Source organism: Salipiger sp. (genome assembly GCF_059781815.1).
Map to the genome: position 1 here is coordinate 1 of NZ_JBYNAH010000242.1, position 7,560 is coordinate 7,560.

Genomic DNA, 7,560 nt, shown 5'->3' on the forward strand with positions numbered 1-7,560 from the left:
CAGACACACAGGCCTGACGCCAGAGGTCGATGTCGTCTCCATGTAGATATAGTATATATATGATATATTTTACCTATATAGATCTATATAAGAGATAATTGGGCTATTAGGGCCATTTAGGAGGGGTAGTATTCCCCCTATAACCCTCCCCCCTCATATATGGGACCCGTATCGATACCTCTTCGCTCCCGTCAAGCTCAGCGGGACCGAATTGCCATCTTCGCACGAGACAGCTACGCAATGACTCGAGTGACGGAGAGACGCTATGGGAAGCTCAGACCATGATCTAGATCGCCTCAGCCGGCTCTTGTTCGCGCTGCCACAAGAGAACATGCCCATGACGCTGAGTGAACTCGATGGGTACGTGACTGGCATACTTGCTTGCCCCAATGTCATTCCTCCGTCGGATTGGCTGCCTCATGTCTGGGGAGAGACGACCGAAGCGAACTTTCCCGACGAAGCGACGGCCAACGCCACCATCTCGGCGATCATGGCACACTACAACTCTGTCGCCGCGGAGATGATGAACTCTGCCTGGATCGAACCAATCTACGAGATCGACCAGAACAGCGACGACCTCCTTTGGGAACCTTGGGTCGACGGCTTCACGCGCGCGATGCGCCTCCGCCCGGAAGTGTGGGGCGATGTGCTAGATCAAGCAGATGAGGAAGCTCAGTCGTCCCTGATCTTCGTCATGGCGCTGCAAGAGCTCTACGAAGGGACAAGCAAGTTCTCGGACGAAGAGATTGACGAGATCGACGCGGAAGCTCCCGATCTGATCCCGAACTGCATTGCATCGATCCTCTGTGTCACGCGTCCCGAAATAGTCTTAGCGGCGGAAAGTGACAGTCGCGTCCCAGCCCGAAACAGCCGACCGGGTCGAAATGATCCATGTCCCTGCGGTTCCGGCCGCAAGTACAAGCAGTGCTGCGGAAGAAATTAGGCAAACGGTGGTTCGATCTCCGCGGTAACAGCAACCCTGTCTGGTTGATCTGTTCTCACCGCCAAACGATTGCGGGCAATGACCCGTCTCTGCCCAAAGCATCACAGCGTGCGAGGCGCAGCATGACGCCAGGCACCGACACAACGGGCGGGAAGCGGAAGCTCGCTGCGAGCGCCATGTACCATCCAAAAACTCCGAAATGCCGACTTTTGATATGCACCCGAGAGAGCGTAGTGCCCTTTTCTATAATCGCGGCGCCTCGAGCATCTTGGCGCATGGTCCGCTGCTTATGACGAAGTTAGCTGTCCAGCTTTGGACGACTAATCCACGATTGGGCGACGCAGGAGGACGACGACCTCTCCTTGCTGCCGATACACCTCCCCCTTCCTGTGCGGACCAATTCCATGTGCTCGGCTATAGGTGTAGCAATGAACAAGAAGCCGCTCGTAGAAGCTGTCTCCGACTGGAATCCAGCTGAAAGAAACCCACAGGAAGAAATCAGTTCAGAAAACGAACGCCGCCGAGGACGGCGCAGCGGATGAAGACGGCATGCCAGATCGCGAGCCGGTCCTCAGGGAGGGATATAACATCCTCTGAAAATCACTTCCTCCGAAAAGTCGACGAGCGCCGTGTTCACGAGGAGAAGGCCGACAACCGCCGGCGACGGGGGCATGCCGGCAGAGATCGAGATGCGGCAATCGCGCACAGGATCAGAGCCGGAGACCACATCAGTGTCAGCGTACGCTGCTCCGGCCGACGCAAGACAAGATCACGCCATACCTGCCAGCCGATGACCGCAAGAAACAGGGCGCTGTCCAGAAATGGCCCCTATGCGATACCCGCTTTGACAACGTCGTCAAGCTCGACCTCGGCGCCGTAGATGAGACGAGCCCCGAGGATTGGCAAAACCATGACACAAAGGGCGATCCTCAAGCGGCTTCCATCCGTCGCCACGATATCGGAGCTGCTATCCTACTCATCTGCTTTCCCAGCTTCATTGCGACGATTGCCTGGGGATCCGGTGGTCCGGATCCTGATGAGCGTCCGAGGTCTCACCAGGGCAACGGCGCGTCGGGCATGAGGAAGTCGACCTTGATGTCCTCCGTGCAGGACGTGTCGAGCTCGGCTGACGGGTCGTTCAGGAATGCGACCGTGATATCGTTGGCGCAGGGCTGGTAGGCAATTGACCCGTGCCCGGCCTCGGGCACGACGACATTGCGCGCGTTCGTCATGGCCTCCGTCCCGGCTTCGCCCCATTTCCATGAGGTCTGGTGGTCGAGCAGGCCGTTCATGGACAGTACCGGTATGTCGGTCTCGACGAGTTCATGAAACCCCTCGCGCGGGTGCTGCTCAAACATCTCGCAGACCCCAAAGTTCATGGCGCCGAAGTCCCTGAGGTCCGGCGTGTCGAGGAACGGCCAGGCCAGCGCGAGTTCATCCTGGTAGGCGTTAAACTTCTCCATTGAGTTGAAAGGCACCTGTTCCTGGCACCAGTAGATGTAGCCGTTAAACAGGCCGCCAAGCATTACCTCATACTTTGTGGCCTCGTCGTCGATGATCTCGAAGGTGCGCGCCAGGTCTTCCTCGGACATGACCGAAATCAGCGCCAGAAGATCCGATGCGCCCGGCTCCGGGAAGTAGGTGGAGACCCAGTCTGCCAGCGCCTCGGCCGTCTGGTCGCCGCGCTGGAGCAACGCATAGTCCCGAACGAGATCGAGCCTGTTGGCACGGTCCGGGATGGTCTGGACCAGTTCGTTGGATCGGGCCTCGAAGGCTTCTGCGACGGTTATGGACGTCTCCGTGGTGGACAGGTCGCTGCGCAACTGCATGAGGGCGGCGCTCGCCGCGTCGCTCATATCATCCATGGCGAAAGCCAGAGACGCGATGGTCTCCACCAGGGCCGCCTCGTCCGGGCTCAGCCCACCCGCATTGAAACTCGGCGGCTTCTCACTCTGGCCGTAGTCCTCGAAGAAGGCGTCAATCGTCGTCGTGTCACCTTCGGCAAGCTCGGCGTAGATGCGCGGCAGATAGGGAGTGATCGGCCGCAGGTCGTGCCAGTTGTTGCGCATATCGTAGGTCAGTTCCTGCAAATCGTCGGCTGTGATCTCGGCACGGCCCCGACTGGCTGGTATCGGTTCCTCGGTGATCCGGGCAAACGCCGCTTTCATGGTCTCGCCCAGGTCAGGATAGGCCGTGTTGCAGGCTTCGTCCTCTGCGCATTGCGTCACGAGGGCCTCGGTCATGTCGGCATATGGTTCGAGCAGGCCGACGTAGATGGACTCGGAAGCCGGGGCGACGCCGTCCAGCACTGCAGAGCGGACGCCTTCGGGAAAGCTGCGCAGCACTTCGAGGCCAAGCTGGGTCCCGTAGGAGATGCCATAGATGTTGTACTCGGGATATCCCAGAGCGGTCATCAGGGAGCGGACGTCATGCGCGTTGTTCTCAGTATTGTAGGCGGAGAGATCTGCTCCGGAGGCTTTGATTTCCTCGATGCAAGGCGCTGTCAGTGCGCCAAGATCGACGCCCGGGCCGGTGCCGGTCTCCATTTCGACGAGCCCGCCAAGGTTCTCGGCTACGAGCGAATAGCACTGCACGGTGGTGGACGAGAGTGCCGAAGCCCGCTGGTCGAATGTCACGATATCGCGGGTTCGGCGGTGATTGAGGTAGAGGCGGTTCGCGACCGGCCCCAGCATGTCGAGCGTGCCGGAAGCCGGGCCACCGTGCAGGTAGATCAGCGGGTCGGCAGCAGGAGACCGGCTCAGGCTGCCGAAAACGGCGAACTCGAGGGGAATACGGCGGCCCTCGGGGAGGTCATAGTCCTCTGGCACGCTGACCGTGCCGCAGATCATGGTGGTTCCTTCGACCTCGAGTGGACCTGGCGGATAGTCACAGGGTTCGACCGCGACGGGATAGCGATCGTCGTGGCCCCCCGCCACGAGTTGATCGAAATGCGCGTTTGTTTCAGGTGATGTGAGCGCCATGAGAGAGGCAAGAATTTGATCGGGTGTCATCGTTTTGTCCTCATCTGAATTCCCGTTCTCCGGGGTGGCCCGAGGGCGGAAACTATGCGCCTTGCCGCAGGCTCAGGTCGTCTCGGCGTTTTCCCGCGAGCGGGCTGCGCCGACGTGCCGAAGCATTCGGCAGTGCAAGTATGAACGGGACGACGATGACCGCCGAACAGGACACAACAGCGATCGCTGCTTGCCATTTGATCGGGCGCGATCCGCTCGGGGCCCCGGTCACATGGCACCGCCAGCGCGGCTCTGCCGCAAGGCACGCCACGCGATCACCAGGGAGACGATGAGCACGGCGGCCCCGATCAGACTGCCCTCGACGCCGAAGTTGCCGCCGGACACGAGCTCCGGCGATCCCGCGGCGGGGCCGATGGAGAACAAAGACGTCGCCGCCGGATGCCCGCTGACTGGCAGACCGTAGACGTTGCCCTGGAAGAAGTTCCACCCGGCATGAATGCCGCTGATCAGCCAGAGCGACCCCTGCTGCAGTGCCACGATACACGCGAACACTGCGTAGAGCAGGAGGAAGGACAGGATGAACGGGTCGAAGGACATATGAACTACGGCGAACAGCGCCGAACTCCCGAGGATCGCGACCCAGCCGGGAAGCTGGCGCGCGCCCATCTGCAGCATGTAGCCGCGCGTCACAGCTTCTTCCGTGGTGCCCTGGATCGCGAAGACGATCAGAAGCGGCAAAATTGGCAGCAATGCGGACAAGCCCGAGATGGCGTGCTCGCTCGCGCCGGTCTCGTAGACACCGATGGCGAGCAAAAACAGCACCGGCAGCGTCATCATTGCCGCTCCGATGGCGATGCCGATCGCGAACTTGCGCCATCCGTCCCCACCCCGAAAGCCGACTGAAAGCAACGATCGTTTTTCTTTCAGCCGCACCCAGAGGTACAGGCCGAGCAGGGTGATGCCGAAGACGAACAGTTCGCCGTATTGGTATAGCGGCCATGCCGGATCACTACCGAAGATTGGCGTGGCTAAAAGCACGCCGATGATCCCGCCCCCAACGATCAGGACGACGGTGACGATCCAGGCCAGCCACCAGCTCGACGGGCGCTTGGCCTCTTCGGCCTGGCGGACAAGAGGATTGCGGGAGACGTCCATGCCCGGCCTCACTCTTCATTGAGGAGGAAGCCGTCGATGTCGCTGACATCGTAGGGTCCTCCCCGTTCCGTGGTGATCGTCTTGATACCGGCCTCGGCGAGGTCGCAGTAGGCATCGGGATCGCTCGCGGTCACGTTCTCGCCGTTGATTGCTGTCACGATCTCGCGCAACTCGAGCCCGGCCGCGTCGGCACGCCCGCCGACTGCCAAAGACGTCACCATGAGCGTGCCGTCCGGTTGCAGGCCGACACCGGCGGCGGGCACATCGGCCATCGGGTTCACGCTGCCGTCCTCGGCCAGCGGATCGAGGTAGATCGTCTGGCTTGACCAGTCGTAGGTCACGACGAAGTCTTTGAGGAACATGTGCCCCATGTTGCCTGCCACGCCGGGCGCCATGCCGTCTCCCACGAAGACGGTCGTGGTGATATCGGTCCCCGCAACCCCGACAGGAAGCTGCAGGGCGGCCAGCTCAATGTCGAAATTCCCTGCCGCTCCCCCGGCATAGTTCACCATACGGGGAGCACTGTCAGGCACTTCGATGCCGACGCTGGCAAGATCAGCGACATTGATCGTAAGAGGAATGCCGCCGCCGCTATCGACGACGAACTCGAGCGTGCCGTCGCCCACCTCGAGCTGAACGTGCGGGGTTGGCGAAACCGTTCCGTCCTTGATGGTAAAGGGCAGGGCAATGGCACCGTCAATGTGGTCGAGCTGCCCGACCTCCGCCGCAACCGTGATCTCCTTCGCCCCGTAATCCACCTGCCAAACCGCGTTGCGCATCGCAGGGGCGCCGAAAAGACCGTTCCGGGTGATGCAATAGAAGGCCCCGTCGGCCTGCCATCCGGTTCCGGCTGTCAGGCTCGAGATTGCGAGGCTGCCCTGAATGGTCGCGTCAGGGATCAGCGTCGTTGGCGTCCAGACGACTGCGCCGCCTCCGGCCAGGCCGGGGGACTCGAAGATCGGATCCCCGCCCCATTCCGCGGCGAGGTCATCTGTGACAATGGTCGGTGCTCCGGTGTCGAACATGAACGGCAGCGCCGTCTCGCCGTCGAACGAGACATCCACGACGACATGCGCCAATACGTCTCGGAACGGGAAGGTCACCGGCAGGTCCGCCCCATCGTAGAGATTCACCGTGGGCAGGAAGTTCTCGATGTCGGCGCGAAAGGCGTTATAGGCATCAAGCTTTGCCTGGTCCTCCTCCGACAACTCAGTCTCCTGCGCGTGGAGCGACCCAGTCGATACGAGGCACGCGGCCACGCAAGCGAAGGCGATGCGGGATAGCTTCATCTTGCGATCTCCTATGAGGCGCTGCCGTATTCAGAACCGCAGCGAACCGGCGTTCTCTCCCGGGCGAGCGAAAACGAACTGCGACGGTTCGCCCGAGGCGTCGTAAACCAGTGTACCAGTTCCGTTGTTGCCGTCGGTGCAGTTGAGCCTGGTAAGCTCGGTTCCGCGCGGGCTCGGCGCATCGTCGAGGACGCCGGTGCAGGTGTAGTCGAGACCGCCGGACAAGGTCACGCTCTGACCACCGGTGCTGCGCGGACGCAGCGCCACCGAGACCGTATCACTGCTATTGTCCCGCCCGACCGCAGTTGCGGTCGGCGATGCCAGCCCCGCCACGCCGCCGGTTGTCTCAACACAGCCTGCGGTGAGCAGCAGCGCCGAGAGTGCCCCTACGGCGGTAAGTGTGCTCTTTGCGAACATCTTCTTTCCAGTTTCCATCATCGCCTTGACCTTTCTTCGGATAGTTCTTGCGAACCAGCTTCGCTGGCTGCCACCCGCCTGCGCAAGCCACTTTGCGAAAAGTCTTGTCCGGTTTGCGAACCTTGCAATCCCGGCCGGCCGTCGACACGCCTTTGCCGTGACGAGAGGTGGCTCGATTTGTCTGAACAGGTACCGGGCGTTTTCTAAGTGTTTTTCCGCCTCGGTTATCCGCCTTGCCAGGACGCGGCGCGTGGCCCAGTCGACCACCACCGCGAGGTAGATGAAGCCTCGGGCCATCGGGCTGTAGGTAATATCCATTGCCCAGACATGGTTGGGGCGCGTGATGGAGAGGTTCCTGAGCAGGTAGGGGTAGATCTTGTGACCCGGGGCCGGTTTCGAGGTGTTGGGCTTGCGAGACAGGGCCTCGAAGCGCATGCGCTTCATCAGCGTGGCGACGTGAAGACGCCCCGGAACGAACCCTTCCTGGACAAGCAGACCTTGTAGCATGCGGCTGCGCGCGAACGGAAATTCCATGTGCAGTTGATCTATGCTGCGCGGTGGCAAGAAGGTCCGGTATGGGTAAGCCGCGCTGCGGAAACGGTGATCCTAGCTAATGACCGCTGTGGGCCGACCACGTCAAGAAGGAGGGATGCTGATCGGCCCCTCGCTATGGCGGCCATCCTACGCATAGCTGACTGACGTCAACGGGCTCCAGTGCGAGCATCCTCCTCCAGAAGCGAGAAACCCCAAGCATCTATACAAGAAACCATCATGGAGATGTATA

4 protein-coding genes and 1 pseudogene are annotated in these 7,560 nt (G+C 61.0%); 1 reads left to right on the plus strand and 4 read right to left on the minus strand.

The features are described from left to right. Positions 1-265 precede the first annotated feature (265 nt). Positions 266-943, plus strand: coding sequence for a UPF0149 family protein (locus tag AC6RA4_RS21290; RefSeq protein ID WP_500163737.1), 678 nt, complete (start codon positions 266-268; stop codon positions 941-943). Positions 944-1,995: 1,052 nt separating this feature from the next. Here the strand turns inward: AC6RA4_RS21290 and AC6RA4_RS21295 are convergent. From AC6RA4_RS21295 to AC6RA4_RS21310, 4 genes and pseudogenes are all read right to left on the minus strand, one after another. Next, complete coding sequence (locus tag AC6RA4_RS21295) at positions 1,996-3,954, minus strand: alpha/beta hydrolase (RefSeq protein ID WP_500163738.1); 1,959 nt, start codon at positions 3,952-3,954, stop codon at positions 1,996-1,998. A gap of 228 nt (positions 3,955-4,182) precedes the next feature. Next, the gene (locus tag AC6RA4_RS21300; RefSeq protein ID WP_500163739.1) at positions 4,183-5,070 is read right to left on the minus strand and encodes a CPBP family intramembrane glutamic endopeptidase; all 888 of its coding nucleotides are present in this window, start codon (positions 5,068-5,070) and stop codon (positions 4,183-4,185) included. 8 nt (positions 5,071-5,078) lie between these two features. Then, the gene (locus AC6RA4_RS21305; RefSeq protein ID WP_500163741.1) at positions 5,079-6,359 is read right to left on the minus strand and encodes a hypothetical protein; all 1,281 of its coding nucleotides are present in this window, start codon (positions 6,357-6,359) and stop codon (positions 5,079-5,081) included. Between the two features lie 30 nt (positions 6,360-6,389). Continuing rightward, positions 6,390-7,331: pseudogene (locus AC6RA4_RS21310) on the minus strand (DDE-type integrase/transposase/recombinase); the annotation flags it as partial. Between the last annotated feature and the right edge of the window lie 229 nt (positions 7,332-7,560).